Source organism: Paraburkholderia acidiphila, from assembly GCF_009789655.1.
Taxonomy (GTDB): domain Bacteria; phylum Pseudomonadota; class Gammaproteobacteria; order Burkholderiales; family Burkholderiaceae; genus Paraburkholderia; species Paraburkholderia acidiphila.
In genome coordinates, this window is sequence record NZ_CP046910.1 from 1433861 (window position 1) to 1453614 (window position 19754).

General features: G+C 66.8%; 14 protein-coding genes. 10 read left to right on the forward strand and 4 right to left on the reverse strand.

The window, feature by feature from the left end; genetic code table 11:
- Positions 1-5 precede the first annotated feature (5 nt).
- The 6 genes from FAZ97_RS20925 to FAZ97_RS20950 all read left to right on the forward strand — a co-directional run bounded on the left by FAZ97_RS20925 (position 6) and on the right by FAZ97_RS20950 (position 6215).
- A complete protein-coding gene (locus FAZ97_RS20925) occupies positions 6-692 on the forward strand; it encodes an HAD family hydrolase (protein WP_158760320.1) in 687 nt (228 codons plus the stop codon).
- 162 nt (positions 693-854) lie between these two features.
- Complete coding sequence (locus tag FAZ97_RS20930) at positions 855-1319, forward strand: MarR family winged helix-turn-helix transcriptional regulator (protein ID WP_158760321.1); 465 nt, start codon at positions 855-857, stop codon at positions 1317-1319.
- Positions 1320-1336: 17 nt separating this feature from the next.
- A complete protein-coding gene (locus FAZ97_RS20935) occupies positions 1337-3472 on the forward strand; it encodes an FUSC family protein (RefSeq protein ID WP_158760322.1) in 2136 nt (711 codons plus the stop codon).
- Between the two features lie 37 nt (positions 3473-3509).
- Positions 3510-3719 carry a DUF1656 domain-containing protein gene (locus FAZ97_RS20940; RefSeq protein WP_158760323.1) on the forward strand — a complete coding sequence of 70 codons (210 nt, stop codon included), beginning with the start codon at positions 3510-3512 and terminating at the stop codon, positions 3717-3719.
- A gap of 7 nt (positions 3720-3726) precedes the next feature.
- Positions 3727-4707, forward strand: a complete 981-nt coding sequence (locus tag FAZ97_RS20945) for an efflux RND transporter periplasmic adaptor subunit (protein ID WP_158760324.1) — start codon at positions 3727-3729, stop codon at positions 4705-4707.
- Positions 4704-6215 carry an efflux transporter outer membrane subunit gene (locus tag FAZ97_RS20950; RefSeq protein WP_158760325.1) on the forward strand — a complete coding sequence of 504 codons (1512 nt, stop codon included), beginning with the start codon at positions 4704-4706 and terminating at the stop codon, positions 6213-6215. Before FAZ97_RS20945 ends, FAZ97_RS20950 begins: the two co-directional genes overlap by 4 nt.
- Before the next feature lie 17 nt (positions 6216-6232).
- Here FAZ97_RS20950 and pbpC read toward each other — a convergent pair whose 3' ends face one another.
- From pbpC to FAZ97_RS20965, 3 genes are all read right to left on the reverse strand, one after another.
- Positions 6233-8470, reverse strand: a complete 2238-nt coding sequence (gene pbpC / locus FAZ97_RS20955; RefSeq protein WP_233271827.1) for a penicillin-binding protein 1C — start codon at positions 8468-8470, stop codon at positions 6233-6235.
- A 32-nt stretch (positions 8471-8502) separates the two neighbouring features.
- Positions 8503-14523, reverse strand: coding sequence for an alpha-2-macroglobulin family protein (locus FAZ97_RS20960; RefSeq protein ID WP_158760327.1), 6021 nt, complete (start codon positions 14521-14523; stop codon positions 8503-8505).
- 360 nt (positions 14524-14883) lie between these two features.
- Positions 14884-15672, reverse strand: a complete 789-nt coding sequence (locus FAZ97_RS20965) for an SDR family NAD(P)-dependent oxidoreductase (RefSeq protein ID WP_158760328.1) — start codon at positions 15670-15672, stop codon at positions 14884-14886.
- A gap of 110 nt (positions 15673-15782) precedes the next feature.
- On the opposite strand from FAZ97_RS20965, the gene FAZ97_RS20970 reads away from it, so the two are divergent.
- Positions 15783-16340 carry a TetR/AcrR family transcriptional regulator gene (locus tag FAZ97_RS20970; RefSeq protein WP_158760329.1) on the forward strand — a complete coding sequence of 186 codons (558 nt, stop codon included), beginning with the start codon at positions 15783-15785 and terminating at the stop codon, positions 16338-16340.
- Positions 16341-16451: 111 nt separating this feature from the next.
- Here FAZ97_RS20970 and FAZ97_RS20975 read toward each other — a convergent pair whose 3' ends face one another.
- Entirely contained in the window at positions 16452-16787 is a 336-nt protein-coding gene (locus FAZ97_RS20975) for a DUF4148 domain-containing protein (protein WP_158760330.1), read from the reverse strand.
- A 253-nt stretch (positions 16788-17040) separates the two neighbouring features.
- Between FAZ97_RS20975 and FAZ97_RS20980 the strand changes: the two genes are divergently transcribed.
- From FAZ97_RS20980 to FAZ97_RS20990, 3 genes are all read left to right on the forward strand, one after another.
- On the forward strand, positions 17041-18435 hold the full coding sequence (locus tag FAZ97_RS20980) for a selenium-binding protein SBP56-related protein (protein WP_158760331.1): 1395 nt from the start codon (positions 17041-17043) through the stop codon (positions 18433-18435).
- Positions 18436-18449: 14 nt separating this feature from the next.
- The gene (locus FAZ97_RS20985) at positions 18450-19091 is read left to right on the forward strand and encodes a hypothetical protein (protein ID WP_158760332.1); all 642 of its coding nucleotides are present in this window, start codon (positions 18450-18452) and stop codon (positions 19089-19091) included.
- A gap of 182 nt (positions 19092-19273) precedes the next feature.
- Complete coding sequence (locus FAZ97_RS20990; RefSeq protein WP_158760333.1) at positions 19274-19675, forward strand: DUF3597 domain-containing protein; 402 nt, start codon at positions 19274-19276, stop codon at positions 19673-19675.
- Positions 19676-19754 lie beyond the last annotated feature (79 nt).

The following is a 19754-nucleotide window of genomic DNA, read 5'->3' on the forward strand; positions in this document are numbered from 1 at the left end:
AAACGATGTCCCCCATCCCCTTCGACGCCATCCTCTTCGACTGTGACGGCGTTCTCGTCGACTCGGAACGCATTACCCACGTGGTGCTCACGCAGATGCTGGGCGAACTCGGCTGGACGCTCTCCGTGGACGAAGCCATGGGCATCTTCGTCGGCAAGGCCGTAAAAGACGAAGCCGCGCGCATAAAGGCGCACACGGGCTTCGCGATCACGGACGCCTGGCTCGAAGGCTTTCGCGCACGACGCAACGAGGCGCTCGAGCGCGATCTCGTCGAGATTCCGGGCGCGCCCGCGGCGGTACGCGCGGTGCACGCGGCCATGAACGGGCGCATTGCCGTCGCCTCGGGGGCGGACCGGCGCAAGGTCGAGCTGCAATTGCGCAAGGTGAATCTGCTCGACTGCTTCGAAGGACACATCTACAGCGGTCACGAAACGCCGCGCAGCAAGCCGCACCCCGATGTCTATCTCGCGGCGGCGGCGGGTCTGGGCGTCGCGCCCGGGCGCTGCGCCGTGATCGAGGACACGGTCACGGGCGCGCGCGCAGGCCTCGCCGCGGGCGCCACCGTGTTCGGCTACAGCCCGCCCGAGCCTGGCCACAGCAGCGCGCAGGCGCTGCTGGAAGCGGGCGTTGCGCACGTATTCACCGACATGGTGCAGCTGCCCGCCTTGCTTGCCGGCTGGTCAAATCGTTAAGCGCGTATAAAACTCGCGCAAAACCCGCGCATTGTTGGCCCCGCGCATCACCGCGCACCACATAGAAAGCAGCCCGCCCACGACTCGCATACCATCCGAGTCGTGGCGCCGCGAAAGAAAAAGATAGTTTGCTATCGAATCGCTTTGGGCTATTATCCGCCGATGTCGAATCTTCATACCTTACGCCTTGCGGTTAGCAGCACGCTCGTGGTGGCGGCACGCAAATGGCGGCGCACGACGCACGGCGCGCTCACCGCCTATAACGTCTCCGAAGCATGCGCCGCGCCGCTTCTCACCGCCGGGCGCCTTGGCGAAGCCGTGCGCCAGGTCACGCTCGCGGAGCACGTGGGCATTGAAGGCCCCTCGCTCGTGCGCCTGCTCGACCAGCTCTGCGCCGCGGGCCTCGTGCGCCGCGACGAGGACCCCGACGACCGCCGCGCCAAAACGATTTCGCTCACCAGCGAAGGCCGCGCCGTGACCGAACGCATGGAGGACGAGCTGCGCTCGCTGCGTGCGCGCGTGCTCAAGGGCGTGAGCCGCGCCGACCTCGAAGCGACGCTGCGCGTGCTCAACGCGTTCAATGCGGCGCCCTCCGCAGACCAGGCTGACCGGGCCTTACACGACTGAAAGCAGAAAGCGGACCCATGACCTACCCTTCCATCCGCGACTGGCTCTTTTCGGTCAAGACCTTCGCCGCGTCGATGCTCGCGCTCTATATCGCGCTCGTATTCCAGTTGCCGCGTCCCTACTGGGCGATGGCCAGCGTGTACATCGTCTCGAACCCCTTCGTGGGCGCCACGCGCTCGAAGGCGCTTTATCGCGCGCTCGGCACGGCGCTCGGTGCTGCCGCGGCGATCCTGCTCGTGCCGCCCTTCGTCGAAACGCCGCTGCTTTTCAGCGTGATCGTCGCCGCGTGGACCGGCACGCTGCTCTTTCTGGCGATCTCGGACCGTACCGCGCGCAGTTATGTGTTCATGCTCGCGGGCTACACCATGCCGCTCATCGCACTGCCCACGGTGACCGATCCCACCACGATCTTCGACGTGGCCATCGCGCGTACGGAGGAAATCACGCTCGGCATCATTTGCGCGAGTGTGGTGGGCAGCAACATTTTGCCGAGCCGCCTCGCGCCCACGCTGATCGAACGCGCCGACGCGTGGTTCCGCGACGCCGCCTGGTACGGCAGCGAAACGCTCTCGGGCCATATCGTCGGCAACGCGCTTTCGGCCTGCCGTCAACGCCTGGCGGCCACGGTGAACCAGCTCGAATTCCTGCTGAGCCAGTTGAGCTACGACCACACGCACCCGGAAATCCTGTCGCGCGCCGAATCGCTGCGCGGGCGCATGCTGCTCTTTCTGCCGATGATTTCCGCGCTTGCCGACCCGCTCATCGCCCTGCGCCGCGATCTGCATGTGTGGCCCGAAGGCCTCGACAGTCTGCTCGACGACGCGGCCCGCTGGTTCGGCGAGCCGCTGCCCACGCGCGCCGCCGACATGCACGACGACGCGGGCGACGCGACCGCGGAAAGCCTGCGCAGACGCGTCGCCGCGTTGCAGCCCGCGCGCGACGCGCTGGCGAGCTGGGAAGGCGCGCTGCTCTCGAACGCGCTTTGGCGCCTCGGCCAGGTGATCGACGTGTGGCAGGACTGCCGCGCGCTGCGCGCGCTGATCGCGCACGACGGGGGCGGCACATGGCGCGCGCGCTACCGGCACTGGCGGCTTGGCGGCACCGAGCGCTTCTACGACCGCGGCCTCATGCTGTTCTCGTGCTTCGTGCCCATGAGCGCGATCCTCGTGGCCTGCTGGCTATGGGTCAGTTCGGGCTGGCACGACGGCGCCGGCGCGGTGACACTCGCGGCCGTGGCCTGCTGCTTCTTCGCGGCGTCCGACGAGCCCGCGCCGCTCGTGTTCCGCTTCTTCCTCGCCACGGCGGCAAGCGTGGTGTTCGCGGGCCTGTACCTGTTCGTCGTGCTGCCCAAGGTGCACGATTTCGCCATGCTCGTGCTGCTGTTCGCGGGGCCGTTCATCCTGATCGGCACGCTCATTCCACGCCCCGCTTTCAATATGGTGACGATGCTCGTGGCCGTGAACACGGCGACCTTCATCAGCGTGCAGAGCGCCTACGAGGCCGACTTCCTCGTGTTCCTCAACAGCAATATCGCTGGCGTGGCGGGCCTGCTGTTCGCGTATCTGTGGACGCGCGCCACCCGCCCGTTCGGCGCCGAGCTCGCGGCGAAGCGCCTGTTGCGCTCGAGCTGGAGCGACGTCGCGCTCTCGGCCTCGCATACGGCCATCGCGGATCAGCGCAACCTCACCTCGCGCATGCTCGACCGGCTCATGCAGCTCATTCCGCGTCTCGCCGCCTCCGACGACCACCGTCATCCGTCGGTCGAGAGCTTTCGCGATCTGCGCATTGCACTCTCGGCGCTCGATTTGCGCCGCTCGCTGCGCAAGCTCGACAGCGATGTGACCGACGCGATCGACAGCGTGCTCGCCGGCGTGAGCGAGCACTACGCGCGTTGCGCGAGCGAAAGCAAGCGCGAGAGCGCGCCGCCCGCATTGCTCGCGCAAATCGACGACGCCATGCGCCGCGTCGCGGCCCACGCCCGCGCGCAACTGCCGCCCGCCACGGCCGCCGACGCCGATGCCCAGCCCGCGCCGCGCGCGCTCGTCTCGCAGCGCTCGTTGAGCAACACGCTGCACGCGCTCGTGGGCATGCGGCTCGCGCTCTACCCGGCCTTGTCGGCGCACTCGCCTTCCCACCCGGACGCCACGGTATGAACGCGCATTCCTCTTATCCATTTTCGAAACCTGCATCATGATCGGTGAAATCGATATCTTTGGCGTGTTCGTGCCCACCGTGCTGGTGTTGATGCTGATCGCGTACCTCATCAACGTCGTGATCGGCAAGGTGCTCACGCGCGTCGGCTTTTACCGGCTCGTGTGGCATCGTTCCATTTTCGATCTCGGCATATATGTGTTTGTGCTGGCTGCCGTCGTCATCGTGTCGCATCGCTTCGTGAAATAACGTTAACGTGAAAAAAACCTGGTTCTCCGCAGGACAGATCCTGCTGACGCTCATCGTCGTCGTGGTCGCCGCCCTCGTGCTGTGGCGCATCGTCAACTACTACATGTTCTCGCCGTGGACGCGTGACGGCCGCGTGCGCGCCGACGTGATCCAGGTCGCGCCCGACGTGGGCGGCCTCATCACCGGCGTCGACGTTGTCGACAACCAGCAGGTCAAGCAAGGCCAGGTGCTGTTCGTGATCGACCAGGCGCGCTACGCGCTCGCGCTGCGACTCGCGCAGGCCACGCTCGAGCAACGCAAGGCCACGCTTGCCCAGGCGAAGCGCGAATACACGCGCAACATCGCGCTCGGCAATCTCGTGGCGGCGGAAACGCTCGAGGAAAGCCGCACGCGCGTCGATCAGGGCGAAGCCGCGGCGGCCGACGCCCAGGTCCAGGTCGACACCGCCAAGCTCAATCTGCAGCGCACGACGATCGTGAGCCCTGTGGACGGCTATCTGAACGACCGCGCGCCGCGTGTGGGCGAGTACGTGACGGCGGGCCGCGCAGTCGTCGCCGTCGTGGACATGCATTCGTTCCGCGTGGATGGCTACTTCGAGGAAACGCGCCTGCACGGCATCCAGATCGGCCAGCCCGTGGAGATCACGGTGATGGGCGAGTCGCGCCCGCTACGCGGTCACGTGCAAAGCATCGTCGCGGCGATCGAGGACCGCGACCGCCAGGCGGCCCCGAACCTGCTGCCCAATGTGAATCCGGCGTTCAGCTGGGTGCGGCTCGCGCAGCGCATTCCGGTGCGCGTGGCGCTCGACGAAGTGCCCGCCGATTTCCGCATGATCGCGGGCCGCACGGCGACGGTGGCCGTGCGCACCGAGGCGACGAACGACCGCCAGACAGCACGCGCGAAGAACGCAAGCGGCGCCGTCGCTTCGCAGCCCGCAATGGCCGCGAGCGCCCCTGCCGCTTCCCAGGCTGCCGGAGCTTCGCAATGACACGCCGCAGTCTCTGGCGCAGCCGCTCCTGGTCCAACCTCGCGCTCGCGCCGCTCACGCTCGCGCTCGGCGCGTGCATCACGCTCGGTCCGAACTACCACGTGCCGCAGGAAGCCGTGATCAATGCGCCGCTCGCGCAAGGGCCGATCGACGGCGCGGACCATGCGCCCGTCTCGCAACTGGGTGTGCCCGCCAACTGGTGGCAGCTTTACGACGACCCCACGCTCAACGAGCTCGTGCAGGAAGCGCTGAAGTCGAACACGGATCTGCGCGTGGCGGCGGCGAACCTCGCGCGCTCGCGTGCGGCGGTCGATATCGCCAACGCGCAAGGCGGCTTCTCGGGCAACGCGCATGCCGCCGTCGAGCGCGCGCAGGTGTCGGGCGAGCAGTACCTCCTGTTCGAAAAGGTGCCCGTTGCGACGCTCGGCGACCTTGGCCTGAACGTGTCGTACGAATTCGATCTGTTCGGCAAGCTCAGACGCGGCGTGGAAGCCGCGCGCGCCGACGACGCAGCCGTGGAAGCCGCCGCCGATCTCGCGCGCATCACCGTGGTCGCCAGCGTGGCGCAGGCTTACGTGGAATCGTGCTCGGCAGCCGAGGAACTGGAGATCGCGCAGGAATCGCTCAAGCTGCAGAACGAGCGCGTGGCGCTCACGAAGCGCCTGCGCGACGCGGGCCGCGGCAACCAGCCCGACGTCACGCGCGGGCAGACCCAGGCCAACACGATCGCCGCCGATATCCCGCGCTTCGAGGGACGCCGCCGCGTGGCCCAGTATCAACTCGCCATGCTGCTCGCGCGCGCGCCCAAGGACCTGCCGCCCGCCGCGCTCGCGTGCAAGCGCCTGCCGAAGCTCAAGCAGCCGATTCCCGTCGGCGACGGCGCGACGCTCCTCAAGCGCCGGCCCGACGTGCGCGAGGCCGAGCGCCAGCTTGCGGCGTCGACGGCGCGCATTGGCGTGGCGATCGCCGAAATGTACCCCGACATCACGTTCGGTGCGGGCGTCGGCACAATCGGCCTGACGAGCGATCTGTTCACCCCCGCGACCAATGCATGGTCGTTCGGACCCCTGATCAGCTGGACCTTCCCGGTCAACGGCCAGCGCGACCGCGTGCACGCGGCGGAAGCGGCCACGGGCGGCGCGCTCGCGCACTTCGACGGCGTGGTGCTCAACGCGCTGCGCGAAACGCAGTCGAGCCTCGCGACCTACGCCGCCGACGACCAGCGCGCCGATGCGCTGCGCACGGCCTACACGTCCGCGCAGCAGTCGGCGGACGAAACCCACCGCCTCTACGCAGCGGGCCGCGAACCGTTCCTCTCCGATCTGGACGCCACGCGCACGCTTACGAGTGTGCATTCGCAGGTCGCGGCGGCCGAAGGCCAGGTGGCGCTCGACCAGGTGCGGTTGTTCCTCGCGCTGGGCGGCGGCTGGGAAGGCAATCAGCAAACGCTGCAGCAGCAAGGTGCGCCGGCAGCCGCCGCGGCGGCTTCGTCTACGCCTGCGAACTAAAGACTCTTGCTCTTCCCTCAGCGCGCCACGCCGCCTTGCGCGGCGTCGGCGCGCATCGACTTCTGCGGCTTCGCCATCGCGCCGCGCACCTCGAAACGCACGGTGTCGGTCACCTGCCCTCGCGCATCGACGAGTTCGAGCGTGTGCTTGCCGGGCCATGGCAGCCACGCCACGCGTGCGGCGCCGCCTAACGCCTTGCCGTCCAGACGCCAGCTCACGCGCGCGCTCGAGCCCGTCGCGCGCTCGAACCATATGCGCTGACGCGGCGCGGGAATGTCGGGATCGAGCGCGAAGATCGTGCCGTCGACGGGGCTGCCGATCTGCGCCGGGCCGCGCGCGAGATCGGCGGCGTTCGAGGCGAGGCCCACCAGCGGCGTAGCCGTGCCCGCGATGAACCACTCGTTGCGCGCAGGCTCCACGGCATCGGCGAACTGCACGCGCACGCGTTCGACACCAGGCGGCGCGGCTGGCGCGACACTCGGTACGCGCCGATGCAGATAGCCGACGATGGCGGCCCACACCGGCGCCGCGCCGGTCACGCCCGAAACGTCCCACATCGGCGAGCCGTCCGCATTGCCGACCCACACGCCCACCGTGTAGCGCGACGTGAAGCCCACGGTCCAGTTGTCGCGCATGTCCTTGCTCGTGCCCGTCTTGACGGCGGAAAACATGCGCGTATCGAGCGGACTGTCGAAATCGAAGGTGCGCGTGCGCGCGTTGTTGTCGGCGAGGACGTCGGTGACGATGAACGCGGACTCGCGGCTGAATACGCGTTTCGACGCTGGACTGGATGCCGCTTTCGCAGGCGCAGGCAATTCGGCGATCGGGCTCACGACGCCGCCATGGGCCAGCGCGCGATACGCATTCGTGAGCGTGACGAGGCTCACGTCCGCGCTGCCCAGCGCGAGGCTGAAGCCGTAGTAGTCGCCCGCTTGCGTGAGCGGCAGGCCGAGTGCCGTGAGCGTCTTTGCGAAGCGATGCGGCGTAACCATCACGAGCGTGCGTACGGCGGGTACGTTCAGCGACGAACCGAGTGCGGTACGCACGCTCACCCAGCCCTTGAAACCCTTGTCGTAGTTCTGCGGCATGTAGAGGCCGCCGCCCGCCGCCAGATCGAGCGGCGCGTCGTCGAGCAGCGAAGCGGTCGTCACGCGGCGCTCGTCGATGGCCTCGGCGTAGAGGAAAGGCTTGAGCGTCGAGCCCGCCTGGCGCAGCGCCAGTGCCGCATCGACCTCGCGTGCTTTCGACAGGCCTCCTGACGACCCGACCCAGGCGAGCACGTCGCCCGTTGCGTTGTCGAGCACGACCACCGCGCCATCCTGCACGTTGCGTGGATGCGCTCGCGCGTTGAGCTCGATGAGCGTGCGCGTGAGCGTGTCGCGTGCGTAGCGTTGCAGGTTCGCGTCGAGCGTCGAGCGCACGCGCGTGCCGGGCGCGGGGTGCACGGCATTCGCGATCTGGCGGGCGAAGTGCGGCGCAAGTTGCGGCGAGTTTTCGCTGCGGCCATCGAACGAGGGATCGTCGGCGGCGATGGACGGGCGGGCGAAGGCCATCTGCACAAAGGCATCGAGATTCGGGCAGCCGTTATCGACGTTCGCGGCGCGCATGTCGCGCAGAATGCGGCACGCGCGCGTGGCGACCTTCGCATAGGGCGCGTTGGGTGCGCGGATCAGCGCGGCAGCGACGGCCGATTCGCGATCGTCGAGCCCCGATGGCGCCTTGCCGAACAGCGTTTGCGAAAGCGCGGAAAGCCCAATCGATTCGCCACGGAACGGCACGAGGTTCAAGTACGCTTCGAGAATCTGGTCCTTGCGCCAGCGCTGTTCGAGCCGCAAGGCGTCCACCGCTTGCACGGCCTTTTGCGCGAGCGAGCGCTGGCCCGAGTGCTTCGGGTCGTCGTCGAGCAGACCCGTGAGTTGCATCGTAACCGTGGAGGCCCCACGCGTGCGCGTATTCCACAGGTTCGCCCATGCGGCGGCCGCCGCGCCGCGCCAGTCCACGCCGCTGTGCTCGTAGAATCGTTTGTCCTCCGAAACGACGATCGCCTCGCGCAACGCCGGCGAAACGTCGGCGAGCGCCACCCAGTCGCCGCGCCGCGCGGTATGTTCCACCCGCGTGCGCTGCAGCGGCGTGCCGTCGCGCGCGAGCAGCACCCAGTCGGAGCTTTGCCACTGGCCGCGCACGTCGTCGAAGGTCGGCAGCGCGAATGCGGGCAACGGCAGCAGCACGAGACACAGCGCGGCGACGACGCTCATCGCGCTGAGATGCCGTTGCGCGACCACGCGGTTCATTGCGCTGCCTTCACGACCACCGGCGCATTCGGTGCGACGCCGAACGTCGCGGGCGCATAAAGCGCCTCGACGCGCGTGGGCGGCAAACCGAACGTGCCGACGTTGTTGAGCCGCACTGTGTACTCCACCGAGACCTTACCCTTCGGCAGAAACTCGTAATAGGCGCGATAACCGTCGAAGCCGCGCTCGATGAATGCCGGCCATGGACCGTTCTCGTCCTGCTTCTCGCCCTGCGTCGCCACGGCCGAATCGCGCCCGAGACCTGAGCCGAGGATCGTCGCGCCCGCGGGGACCGGGTCGTTCACGACAACCCACGTCATGTCGGTTTGCGCATCGATGTCGAGGCGTACGCGCACGATGTCGCCGCGCGTGTACACGCCCTTCACCGCTGCGCTCACCGGTGTCACGGTTTTCGTGATGCGATAGCCCGCCGCGAACGGCGCGCGCAACGCGCCCGCTGCAAGGCTTTCCACCGTGGCCCACGGCTTGCCGCTTCCCTCCTGCGTCAGCGTGAGGGTCGCGTTCTGCTTTGGCCATGCGAGTAGAGTGCTGCGCGCGGGCGCGTTGCGCGTCGCCGCCGTGGCGCCGCTCGCGCTCGATGCCGCTTGCGCCGCCGCACTCCAGCCGACGACGCGAGACGTATCGCCGAGCTGGATCTTCGTCGCGCCCGTCACCGGATCATGCTCGAACACGCGCGAGAAGCGCTCGACCGCAAGTGAGCCGTACGCGTTCGCCGTCGTCGTGCTCCATGCGCCGTTGCGTTGCAACGCGAGCAGGCCCGCCACGAGACGCGGCATTTCTTCCTTCCATGCCGGGTTATCGACGAACGCCAGCGCGAGGCGCGCCGCGTTGACCTCCGCGCCCGTCATGAGCCACCAAAGATCGTCTTCGGCGGCGGTGGAGAAGGTCAGCTGCGTGCCCTGCCACGTGAGACGCGAGCGCAAGATCTGGTCGAGCTGCGCCAGTTTCTCCGCGCGATCCGGCACATCGCGCATGCGCGCGAGACTTTCCGCGTAGTCGATCACCGCCGATGTGGGCCACTGGTTCGGCGCGATCTCGATCGAGCCGAACTGGCGCACATTCGCCGCGCCGTAGCGCGACAGCGCATCGATGGCCGCGAGCTTGCGCAGATCGAGGTCGCGGCGCGGCGCCCATGAATTGCGCTCGATGCGGCCTTCCACGAAGCGCGTGAGGCCCTCCACCATCTTGCTGCGCAAGGCATCGGGAAGCGCGAAGCGCGGGTCGAGCTTCGACGCCTCGTCGCTCACCGTGAGCAGATACGCGGTGAGCGCGGTGCTGCCGTGGCTCGCGCTGTCGTCGGCGGGCGGGAAATAGTTCGCGAGGCCGTCGCGGTCGAGATACACGGGCATGCGCGCAAGTTCCGCCTGCCAGCGCGCCGGGTCCCGCAGGCCGATCGCAATCGACGTTTGCTGCTCGAGGCACGAATACGGGTAGCGCGCAAACCAGCGGCGCACGCCGGGCAAACCATCTGCGAGCTTCGGCTGCAGCGACACCGCGATGCCGCCTCGCACCACACCCGCACGCGTCGCGCTCGCATTGGCCGGCGGCGCAACCGGAATCGAGAGTGTGCCGTCCACTTGCGCGAGCGTGGCCTGCTGCACTGTGACAGGTATCGCCGCGCTCACCTGCTGCGCGAGCTTCACCGCGTCCGCCGCGTGCGCGCCGCCCTGCTCCGCCGCGCTCACGTTCCAGACCAGCGCGGGCCGCTCCGCTTCGGCGAGATCGTCGGGAACGGCAACCGTCCACGCGATCTCACGCGAGGCATTGGGCGCGAGATCCACGGACTGTGCAGCAAGCGCGAGCGGCGGCACGTTCGGCGTGACCAGCACCTTCATCGCGCGCGGGGTCGTATTGCGCACCGTGAATTGCGCGAGGAAGGTGTCGCCCTCGCGCACTTGCGGCGGCAAGCCCGAGATCAGCTGCAGGTCCTGTGTGCTCTCTATGGTCGCGCTGGCTGTGCCGAAGCGCGCCACCCCGCTCGCCGCGATCGCAACGATGCGAAAGCGCGTGATCGAGTCGTTCAGCGGCACAGCCACTTGCGCCGTACCGTTCGCGTCGAGGGTGACGCGCGGGTTCCAGTAGAGCAGCGTGTCGAAGAGTTCGCGCGTCGCGCCATGGCCGCCGCCGCCGCCCGCCGGCACCGCCTTGCGCCCGAAGTGACGGCGCCCGACGATCTCCATCTGTGCCGTGGCCGTTTCCACGCCGTAGGCGCGTTGCTGCAGCATGGCGTCGAGCAGATCCCAGCTGCGGTTGGGCATCAATTCGAGCAGCGCTTCATCCACGGCGGCCACGGCAATCTGAGTACCCGCCGGCACCGGCTTGCCATCTGGTAGTTGCACGCGCAACTGAACATGCGACGTTGCGCGCACTGCATAGCGTTTCGTATCGGGCGTCACGTTCACCGCCAGGCGGTGCGCCGCGTCGCCCACGCGGATTTGCGCCAGGCCGTAGCGGAACGCGGGCTTGGACAGATCGACGAGCGGAGTCGGCGCCTCGTACTGGCGGCCTTCGTACCAGAACGCGCGTGCCCATTCGAGCGGCGCTTTCCAGCCCCAGGTGAAGAACGAATACCACGGCACTTCGTGAATCCGCCCACGCAGCGCGAGCACCGAAACGTAGACGTTCGGCCCCCACCTGTCGCTCACCTTCAACTCGACGGTCGGATCGCGCCCGTCGAGCTGCACCACGTGCGTTTCGATGATGCCCTCGCGCTCCACCGCCACGAGCGCCGTCGCGAAGCGAAACGGCATGCGCACCTGGAAGCGCGCGGTCTCGCCGGGTTCGTAGCTCGTCTTTTCGGGCAACACGTCGATACGATCCGTGTTCTCGCTGCCGAACCACAGTTCGTCCTCGCGCGTGACCCAGACCGAAGTCGTTGCCGTGGAGGCGTGGCCGTCGCCGTCGCGCGCCGTGGCCACGAGCTGGATATTGCCCGCCTCCTTGAGCTTCGCGTCGCACGTGAGCAAGCCGTGATCGTCGCTCGTACCGCTGCACAGCGTGCCAAGATCGCGCGTTTCCGTGTGGTTGTCATAGGCGTAGAAGCCGCCCACCATGCGCTTGCGCGACGTGGTCGTGATCTTCGCGACGCCGCGCACTTCGAGCTTCACGCCCGCGTGCGGCTTGCCTTGCAGGTCGAGCGCGATCGCGGTGACCGGCACCGTCCTGCCCACGGACACCCAATGCCCCGACTTGATGCCCGCCACTACGGCCGCCGGCCAGAGCGTGGCCGCGCCGCTGATGGTCTGCACCTCGCCGTTCGGGTCGGCGAAAGTCGCTTCGAGCGCAAGGCGCCTCGGTGCATCCACGCTCGGCAGGTTTTTCAGCACGAGCGTGCCCGCGCCGTTGCGGTCGAGCGTGAGCGGCTCCTTGTCGGCCACGAGCTTCGCGACCTCGTTGTCTTCCTGCGGGCTGCTGGCCTCGTCTTCGGATGTGTTGTCGGCCTGGTTCGCGCTCACGTATGGCGTGAAACTGAAATCGCCGTACGTGCTGGCGAATGACGGCGTCGTGTCCTTGACGAGCGCCGAGACCTGCACGGGAAGATTCGACGCCGCGCCGCCCGACACATAGTCGATCTGCACCGCGACGCTCGCTTGCGTCGCCGCGACGAGCGGCGATGTTTTCTCGTTCTGTACGGCTATCGTGCCCTTGAGCACCGGCAGGCGGAAGGCTTCCACACGGAAGCTGCCGCTGTCGTAGCTCATGTGTATTGCGTCCGCGCCGTTGTCCGCTTCGTCGCTGCCTTCTCCCGCCGTGCTTGCGTTCGCATCGCCGTCGTCGAGCGAGACGTCGTATTCGCCGAGCTTCGCTTCGGGCGGCAATGCAAAGGTCGAATCGGCCGTATGGTCGGCGGCCCACTTGAGCGGCAGGTGCCACGTCTGCCCGCTGCCCGCATGACGTATCGTCACGCGCGTGGGGTATTGCTGCGGAAACGCGAAGCCATGCATCGTCTGCGCGCGGATGAAGTGTTTCATCGACACCGTCTCGCCCGTGCGCAGCAGCGTGCGGTCGAACACGGTATGCGCACGCACCGTGGGCGCCACGCTCGTATCGGTCGGCACGTTGAAGCGCCACGACTCGATGCCGCGATTCCAGTCCGACTGTACGAACGCCATGTCGGAGCCCGTCTTCGGGTCGTCGATGCGCGCCGAGACGAACAGCCCGCTAAAGCTGTTTTCGCCGCAGTCGCGGCGGTTCGAAAGCGGGCCATCTATCGTCAGCAGTCCGTGCGAATCCGTCTTTCCCGTCGCAAGTGTTTCGCCGTTGCAATCCGATACGTGCACGTCCGCGCCCGCCACCGGCTCGCCCTTGTCGAGCGATGTGACCCACACCACGCTGTTCTCGCGGCCCTGCTTGAAATGCACGCCAAGATTGGTGACGAGCACGGCCGTGCGCACATACATGGGCGCGGGCTTGCCGAGCAAGGACGCACCAAGCGATGGCGAAGCAAGCTCGATCACGTAGAAGCCCGGCTTCGGCACCGGAATACCCACCACTTCGAACGGCCGCAGCGCCTTGGGATCGGCCTTGGGCAGCGTGAGCGTCTGCACGCCCGGTTGCCCCTCGAGCAGCGAAAGCGAACGCACGTCGATGATGCGTTCCTTCGCGTCGTCGCTCTCCTCACCCGTCGGGCGCGGAATGACCACAGGCGACTTCGCACGCGCGAGCAGCCCGGGCATCAGCTTGTCGATCGACGTTTCGCTCATGCCGAAGTTGTCGAATTGATCGACGAGGCGCATCCAGCGGCGCATATCGGCATCGGACTGCACCGCGAGTTTCGAGAACTTCGTCTCGCCTGCGTTCAGCCCCTGCACGTGCAGGTCGGCCTCGACATTGCGCAGTGTGACCGGCACGAGCGGCGGCGTGTCCGGCTCCGCATAGCGCTCGATGATGCCGAAGGTCGAGGACGGAAATTTCGCGAGCGGCGGCATCGGCGCAGTCGCCGTATGCAGCGGGAACAGATCGGCGTTCGCGAGCGCTCGCCCGCTGACGTCCTCGAGGCCTGCTGGCGCGGCAATCGTGAGCGTCGCATGATCCGGCAAGGGCGCGGCGAATGAGATCGAACTCACTTCGTTGTCCTTTCCGTCTGCCTGGAAGGTTGGCGCGACTTCGCCCTTCGGCCCTTGCAGGCGGAACTTCTGCGCGTCGGCACGCGTAATGGGCGCGCTCAGATCGATACGCAACGGCCGCAGCGGCGTGCATGGCGCCTTCGCATTCTCACGCTCGCAACTCATGCTCGCGGTAAAGGGCGCGCGCACCGTGAAATCGAAGCGGCGCTCGACGTCGTTGGGCGTACCGTTCGGTCCCAGCACGCCCTTGCCGTACACAAGCTGCATCTTCGCGCTGGAAGGCAGCGTTTGCTGGCACGCGAGCGTGAGCACGCTCGCACTTTCTTTATCGAGCCGGAAATGTTTGAGGAGCGCCGCGCGCGTGGACGCATCGACAGGCTGCACCGGAACGCGGTTGCCAAGCCCACCCGACTCACACCAGACGTGTTCGCGCACCGAAGCCGGCGTGGCCGGGCCATTGAGCTTCAGCACGAATACCTGGTTTTCCTCTATTTCACCGCCATAGGGACGCACGCTCACAGGAAACGGACCGCCCGTCGAGAACGTGAACCGGCGCGTGCCCGTCACTGCGTTGCCTGCCTGCGATTTGAGGCCGTCGGCGAGCGTGACGCTGCATTGCACGTCGGGCGGCAGATCGGCGGCGAAATCGTAGGCCCATGTCTTGCCGTCGATCCAGCGGCCCTGGCCCGCACCGGCGGCCGAATTGCTGCATTGCAGGCGCGCGGGGTCCTTCGCGTCGGGCGCGCCGAATGCCACCATGGCCTCGTCGAACTTCACCAGCACCTGGCGCACCTGCGCCACGGTCCCCTGGGGCGACACGCTTACGGCACGCGCGGCGTAGGCGCGCCAGGCCCAGACCATGCATAAGCCCAGCACCAGGGCCAGCGCCAACGTCCACCACCCGCCAGTTTTTCGTGTTATTCGTTGCATCGACCGGTCCTCGTTTGCGCCCACGCCGCGCGGCCATTGCCGGGCGGCGTGCGGTGAATGGTACAGGGCGCCGCACGCTTACGCGCCAGGAATGGCCGGCCACGCGCTCGCGCGGTCGGCTCACGCCGAACGCGCAGCATGCCGCGACCGGGCAGCCGGCGAAATCGGAAACCGCTGAATTTGCGTACGGGCTACGGTGGAGGGAAAACCGCTGGGATTACGCTAGTGTGGCTTGCGAACGCGAGCCGGCGGGAGATGGGGTGAAGGCGTAGCGAGGGTGGGGAGCGCAGGTGCGCGGTAACGGTTGCTGCGGCTCCCCATGGAGCGCGAGCGGCCGCCGGCCGCTCGCAATACGTCGGTCTACATGGCTTCGCGATAGCGCGCCGCCGGCTTCGACTGACCAAAGTTTCCGAACATCGCGGACCGGGCAGCTTCGTAGTCGTCCCACTGCTGCGCGTCGGGCAGCGGCGGAATCGTCACCGTCTCGCGACGGTCATAGCCCACGAGCGCCGCGTCGACGAGATCGTCCACTTCCATCACGGCCGGCAATGCGTTCACGTCCTTGCCGGAGCGCTCCCAGATCTCGGTGCGGGTGGCGCCAGGCACGACGGCCTGAACGTACACGCCTTTCGCGCCAAGCTCCAGATTCAACGACTGCGAAAAATACAGTACGAATGCCTTCGTCGCGCCGTACACACTCGAGCGAAACTCGGGCGCGAGGCCAATCACCGAACCGACATTCACGATCGCCCCTTGCCCTTCGCGCGCAAAACGCGGCGCGACCGCGGCGGCGAGCCGCGCAACCGCCGTGACGTTCAGACCGATGAGGCCGGCCACTGCATCCGGGCCCTGCTCGACGAAGGTGCCCGGCAGGCTCGCACCGGCGTTATTGATCAGCACGCCGATGCGCGAGTCGTCGGCAAGGCGTGCCTCCAGCAGCGCAAGATCGGCGTGCGAGCCCAGATCGGCGCGAATGATATCCACGTTCACGCCGTCGCGCTCGCGCAGGCGCGCCGCGAGGGCCTCCATGCGGGCGCGATCGCGCGCCACCAGCACGAGGTCGTGACCGCGCTTGGCGAAACGGTCGGCGTACACGGCGCCGATGCCCGTGGATGCGCCAGTGATCAGGACAGCAGGTTTAGCAGACATCGAAACTTCTCCTTGGGGATTTCGTTTACATGATGAACGTCATGTAAACGAAATCATGATGACCATCATGTATAATGTCAAGCGTCGATCGAAGGAAAGCGGAGAGAACAATGAGGGTCAGTCGCGAACAGGTGGAGTTCAACCGCCAGCAGATCCTGGAAGCCGCCAGCCGGCTCTTTCGCGAGCACGGCTACGATGCGGTGACCGTCGCGGAAGTGATGAGCGCCGCCGGGCTCACGCACGGCGGGTTCTACGGCTATTTCAAGTCGAAAGACGAATTGATCGCGCAAACGCTCGCGCACGTCTTTGCGCAGGGCGAAGGCGGCGATACCGATCTGGTGCGCTATGCGTCGCGCTATCTCTCTGCCCAGCATCGCGACAACGTAGCGGGCGGCTGCCCTACCGCGGCGCTCGCGGCCGAAACGGCGCGGCAAACGCCAGAGGCGCGCGCCGTCATGGCAGCGGGGCTCGAACGTCAAATCGAGCGCTTGAGCGGGGGCGTGAATGGCGCGGGCGCCGCAGCGGCGCGCCAGGCGGCGATAGGCGGCTGGGCCGCGATGGTGGGTGCGGTGGTGCTTGCGCGGCTGTGCGACGATCCCGCGCTATCGGATGAAATTCTCGCATCCACGCGTGCGTGGATTGGCGAGCGTGAAGTGCCGAAAGAGTGAAAGCGTACTCTGTGAGCGGGCGTGAAACGAATCAGCCCGCCGCGCGCATTCGCGCCGTCGCGGGCTGACACTCACCATGCGGCATGAATCAACTCCGTGCCGCTGTCAAACTTAGTGTGCGTTATACACCGGCGGCGAATAGCTGCTCACCGCGCCATCGGTACGCGAGCCGCTTTCCGAAGAACCGCTCGTGGCCGGGCCGTAGCCCGTTGCCTGCGCAACGGCACCGCCGTTTTGCGCATTCACACGCGCCTGGGCACGTTGCAGATCGTTCGGGTAATTCAGATCGTTCACCGAAGGACGATAACCCGCCGCTTCGAGCTGCACCAGTTCATTGCGCACCTGCGCGCGCGTCACAGGACCATTGCTGCCTTGCGACTGCGCGAATGAAATGGCCGGCACTGCAAGCACGGCAGCAATCGCAACGGCCTTGATTAGCGTTCTCATGACTCACCTCCAATAACTTGATCGAATCGGCGCAGTTGCTTGTCTGCATCCGTTGAGTACAAGTCTAGGAACGTTGGCCTTGCGAATAAATGCCGCAAACGCGAATTTACTATTCTCGCAGAACAGATAATCCGCCTTCATTGCTCGAATGCATAAGCTTCAATCCGGAAGGAATAAGGAGCATGTGCGCAACGCACTGTTCCACTCTGATGCATGATAGGGACTCTTCCGAATCTTCGATGAGGGGGCAGCAATGGCGACGTGGCAACCGGACCCGACCTTCTACCCGTCTGCGCGCCTGGCAGGCGACGCGCCGCCGGAAACACTGGCTTACGTCGCCAGTTTCGACCCTACACGCAGCGTGCCCGATTCACTCGACGTCATCGATCTGGACCCGCGCTCGCCGGAGTTCGGGCGCATCGTGCATCGGCTGGCGATGCCCAACGTCGGCGACGAACTCCATCACTTCGGCTGGAATGCCTGCAGTTCGTGCCTGTGCCCCAACGCCCCCCACGCGCATAGCGAGCGCCGCTATCTCATCGTGCCCGGGCTGCGCTCCTCGCGCATTCATATTGTCGACACGAAGCCCGACGCGCGCCGCCCCCATATCACGCGCGTGCACGAACCCGAGAGCGTCGCGCAGCGCGCGGGCTACACGCGCCCCCACACCGTGCATTGCGGGCCCGATGGCATTTACGTGACGTCGCTTGCGAATGCGCAGGGCGAGGCCCCCGGCGGTATCTTTTTGATGGACCACGAAAGCTTCGACATTCTCGGCCAGTGGGAAATCGACCGCGGCCCGCAACAGCTCGCTTACGACGGCTGGTGGCACCTCGGCTATGACACGCTCGTGACAAGCGAATGGGGCCTGCCCGCTGACTTCGAGAACGGCCTCGTGCCCGAAGTGCTGCTCGGCGGCCAGTACGGCCATCGCCTGCACTTCTGGGATCTGCACACGCGGCAGCACAAACAGGTGCTCGACTTCGGCGCGGAAAACCAGCTCGTGTTCGAGCTGCGCCCGGCGCACAACCCCACGCGGCCTTATGGCTTCGTAAATTCGGTGATCAGCCTGAAGGACCTCTCGGCGTCGATCTGGCAGTGGTACCTCGACGGCGATCAGTGGGCCGCACGCAAGATCATCGAAATCCCGGCCGAGCCGGCCGATCCCGAGCATCTGCCGCCCGTGCTCAAGGGCTTCGCGGCCGTGCCGCCGCTCGTCACCGATATCGCGCTCTCGCTCGACGACCGCTTCCTCTACGTGGCGTGCTGGGGAACGGGCGATTTGCGGCAGTACGATGTGTCAGACCCCGAGCATGCGCGTCTGACGGGTTGCGTGCGCATCGGCGGCATCGCGGCGCGCGCGGCGCATCCGTCTGCGCCGGGGCGCGAGCTGAACGGCGGCCCGCAAATGGTGGAAGTGAGCCGCGACGGCCGGCGCGTGTATTTCAGCAACTCGCTGTATGGTGCGATCGACCCGCAGTTCTATCCCGAAGGCATCGACGGCTGGATGGTGAAACTCGACGCCGCGCCCGACGGCGGCCTCGCGTTCGACGAGCGCTTCTTCGTCGAATGGCCGAAGTCGCACCGGCCGCACCAGATCCGGCTTGAAGGCGGCGATTGCTCATCTGATTCGTACTGCTACCCATAAGCACGGAGCATCACATGGAGGAAATGTTCGGCGCGCACTGGGGTGCCTGGGCAGCCGTAGTAGGCAGCGGCGTCTTTCACGGCGTGAATCCGGCGATGGGTTGGCTCTTCGCGACCGCGCTCGGGCTGCAGCGCGGAAGCCGTGCGGCGCTGCTGTTCGCGTTACCGCCTATCGCGCTCGGTCATGCCGCGTCCATTCTGCTGTTCACGAGTTCGACGGCGGCGCTGGGCGCGCACCTGCCGGGCGCAGCACTGCATTGGGGCCTGGGTGCGCTGCTGATCGCGTGGGCCGCCTGGCAGCACGCGTATGGGCACCGGCACCGTGTACGCGTCGGGATGACCGTAGGCTTTGTCGGTCTTGCCGCGTGGTCGGCGTTGATGGCCACGCTGCACGGCGCGGGACTCATGCTGATGCCCGCGATGCTGCCGCTGTGCGGCGGCGCGGGTGGCGCAGCGGGCCTTGCGAACCCGCTTGCACTTTCGTTTGCATTCACCGCCCTGCATACGGTCACAACGCTCGCCACCACGGCCCTGATCGCACTGCTCGCCTACGAGTATCTCGGCCTCGGCGTGCTGCGGCGCGGCTGGATCAATTTCGACTGGCTTTGGCGCGGGGCGCTCGTGGCAACCGGCACGCTGATGATCGCGACAGCATGAGTCGTCGCATCCGTATCTACGATGCCTGTCTGTTTGCGCTTGGACAGCGCAGCCCGCGCAATCTTGACCTTTCCTGAAACTGTCCTGGCGCGAACTGCGCCATACTTGCCGGCAGGTCGCTGCGCGAATCGCGTTGGTGCCTTGTTTGCCAACACGCCAACCCTGAAACAAAGGAGAAAGAGATGAGTATCTTTGGTGACATCGTCAACAAGCTGTTTCACAAAGCCAAGCCCGACGCGGCCCCGCCCGCTGCCGAGCCGACTCCGGATCCGGCTGCGGCTCAGGCTGCCGCACCCGAAGCAGCACCGGCGCCCGCACCGCTGGCCGATGTCGACGTGGCGGCAGTGATGGATCAACTCGTTGCGGAAAGCGGGCAGACGCTCAATTGGCGTACGTCCATCGTGGACACCATGAAGGCGTTGGGTGTGGACAGCAGCCTCGAGCATCGCAAGCAACTGGCGCAGGAACTCAAGTACACCGGCGACACGAACGACTCGGCCAGCATGAACGTATGGCTGCACGGGCAAGTAATGGCGGCGCTGGCCGCGAATGGCGGCAAGCTGCCGGCAGATCTGGGCGGCTAACGCCATACCGGCAGGCCCGGGTGTGATGACTCGCACTGGGCCTGCCGGCATGAAGCGTGGTATTTGCCTGCCTTGACTG